The organism is Sphingomonas sp. RB1R13, assembly GCF_036663775.1.
In the GTDB taxonomy this organism is placed as follows: domain Bacteria; phylum Pseudomonadota; class Alphaproteobacteria; order Sphingomonadales; family Sphingomonadaceae; genus Sphingomicrobium.
In genome coordinates, this window is record NZ_JAXOJM010000006.1 from 1 (window position 1) to 2707 (window position 2707).

The 2707-nt window shown below is 63.7% G+C and carries 4 protein-coding genes; 3 read left to right on the plus strand and 1 reads right to left on the minus strand.

Annotated elements, in window-relative coordinates; all coding sequences use genetic code 11:
- On the plus strand, positions 1 to 261 hold a 261-nt coding region (locus U1700_RS14265; protein ID WP_332753359.1), incomplete at its 5' end, for a DUF3597 family protein.
- Between the two features lie 50 nt (positions 262 to 311).
- Here U1700_RS14265 and U1700_RS14270 read toward each other — a convergent pair.
- Entirely contained in the window at positions 312 to 485 is a 174-nt protein-coding gene (locus tag U1700_RS14270) for a hypothetical protein (RefSeq protein WP_332753360.1), read from the minus strand.
- A gap of 249 nt (positions 486 to 734) precedes the next feature.
- On the opposite strand from U1700_RS14270, the gene U1700_RS14275 reads away from it, so the two are divergent.
- Positions 735 to 1906, plus strand: a protein-coding gene (locus tag U1700_RS14275) for an IS3 family transposase (protein WP_332753361.1) whose coding sequence is annotated in 2 segments (ribosomal slippage) — positions 735 to 999 and positions 999 to 1906 — 1173 coding nt in all. Because the reading frame shifts where the segments join, the coding sequence is not laid out codon by codon here.
- 208 nt (positions 1907 to 2114) lie between these two features.
- Positions 2115 to 2707: carboxylesterase family protein (locus tag U1700_RS14280; RefSeq protein WP_332753362.1), on the plus strand; the 593-nt coding region annotated here is incomplete at its 3' end.

Consider the following 2707-nt stretch of genomic DNA (forward strand, 5'->3'; position numbering starts at 1 on the left):
CAAAATGTCGATTTCGGGGCGGTACTGTCGGAGATGGCGTCGATGAAGGGCGGCGGGGGCAATTATCAGAGCTCGATCGTTGACCTGCTGAAGCTGCTCGACCTGGATTCGAGCCTGTCGGCCCGCAAGGAACTGGCGAACGAATTGGGTGTCCACGCCGCCGAAGACGGTTCAGCCGAGCAGAATATTGCCCTTCACAAGGCGGTGATGGCCAAGCTCGCCGAAAATGGCGGGATCGTGCCCGACAGCCTGCGTAACTGAATCTATACAAAGGGGGCGGTGGTCCGCACGACCGCCGCCCCCTTTTTTTGTCACTCTCGGAATAGCCAAGGCGCCATCGCCTGTGGGGTGCGCCGCCAGGTTTGAAATTCCTGCCCGGTATCCGTCGAGATATAGAAGGCATTCCTGATCCCCGCCGCGATCAGAACGGTCGCATTGGTGCGAGGATCGCTGCGAGGGGCACCGGGGCAAATATCGTTGGTCATACCATAGGTCATGACGATCAGAAGCGGCCGCAATCAGATTGTCTACGATAAGGTTGGCGTGGCTCTGGTTCGACCAGGCCGTCTCATCATCGCCAGACCGACCTTCACCACCTTGGCATCGGGGGCGGTGACACGGAAACGGGCATAACCCTGGGAAGGGGCCTGCGGATAGGACTGGCCCGGCTGTGAGCTGCCCCCTTCTGAGTGGTCCATCGACTATGACAGTCTGGACCAAGGAAGGGACGACGAATGCCTGCGAAGAAGCACAAGCCCGAAGAGATCATCGGCAAGCTGCGTGAGGTTGAGATCATGCTGGGCCAGGGCGGCACGACTGCCGAGGCATGCCGGCGCATCGCAGTCAGCGAGCAGACCTACTACCGTTGGCGCAAGGAGTATGGTGGTCTGAAGACGGATCAGGCGCGGCGGATGAAGGACCTGGAGAAGGAGAACCTTCGGCTGCGCCGCGCGATCTCGGACCTGACGTTGGACAAGCTGATCCTGCAGGAGGCGGCGCGGGGAAACTTCTGAGCCCCGCACGGCGCCGGCGGTGCATCGACCATGTGCGGGAGATGCTGGACGTATCCGAGCGGCGCGTGTGTCGCGTGCTCGGGCAGCACCGGTCGACGCAGCGCAAGGCGCCGTGCGGGGCAGACGATGAAGAGGCGCTCACCGAGGACGTCATTGCCTTGGCCAAGCAGTACGGGCGCTATGGCTACCGCCGGGTGACCGCGCTGCTGCACGCGGCCGGCTGGTCGGTGAACCACAAACGCGTGGAGCGGATTTGGCGGCGTGAGGGCCTGAAGGTACCGCAGAAGCAACCCAAGCGAGGACGGCTATGGCTGAACGACGGCTCGTGCATCCGGCTCCGGCCGGAATATCCAGGGCATGTCTGGGCCTACGACTTCGTCGAGGGCCGAACCCATGACGGGCGCAAGTTCCGGATCCTGACGATCATCGACGAGGCGAGCCGGGAATGCCTGGCGCTGACCGTCGCGCGTCGGCTCAACCACGAAGACGTGCTGGCGTCGCTTGCCGACCTGTTCGTCGAACGGGGTCCACCGGCGCATATCAGGTCCGATAATGGCAGCGAGTTCATCGCGACCGCCGTCCAGGAATGGCTGGGCAAGGTCGGTGTGAGGACGCTCTACATTGCGCCGGGCTCACCATGGGAAAACGGCTACAACGAGAGCTTCAACGGCTCGCTGCGCGACGAACTGCTCAATGGCGAAATCTTCTACAGCCTCGCAGAGGCCAAGGTGCTGATCGAGGCGTGGCGGCGTCACTACAACACCGTCCGCCCGCACAGCAGCCTGGGCTACCGCCCGCCGGCTCCGGAGGCGGCGAGACCGCCATTGCCGGCCTCCGGTGCCGCTTCGCTCCACCTACGCCCGGCAATGGCGGCGGAGGTGACGATGCACTAACAATCAACCCGGACCACCCGGTGGGGGCTGCTCAATGGTGTTGCTGGCGGCCGTGTACAATGCCTATGCGCATGGCGCTGGGCGGCTCTTCTGCTGAGCGCGCGGCCGAGGCGACGCTGACCATGCCTGGTGATAAGCTCAAGGGCGCAAGGCTGTGCGCCTACTTGTTTTTTCTCATCCAGACTTCGCGACCAAGGAGCCCAAGCTCATGACCATCCATCGCATCGCCTTCGTCGCTGCGCTCGCCGGTGCCTCACCCGTGCTCGCACAGCAGACCGGGCCGACCGTCAAGGTCGAGACCGGATCCCTCCGTGGCCAAACTGCTGACGGTGTGGAGAGCTGGAAGGGTATCCCCTTCGCTGCCCCCCCAGTCGGCCCGCTGCGGTGGCGCGCGCCGCAGCCCGCCGCAAAGTGGACTGGCGTACGCGAGGCGTCGCGATACAGTTCGGACTGCATGCAAAAGCCTTTCCCGAGTGACGCTGCCCCGCTCGGTACCACGCCCGCCGAAGACTGCCTCTACGCCAATGTCTGGAAGCCTGCGGGCGCCAAAGGCAAGCTGCCAGTGCTAGTGTGGATCTATGGCGGCGGCTTCGTCAACGGCGGTGCCTCGCCCCCCACCTACGCAGGCGCGAACATGGCTAAAAAGGGCATCATGTTCGTTAGCTTCAACTACCGCGTCGGACGCTTCGGCACCTTCGCTCTTCCGCAACTGACCCAAGCCAACGCCGATGGCGGGCGGCTCGGCAATTACGGGATCATGGACCAGATTGCCGCGCTCCAGTGGGTTAAGCGCAACATCGC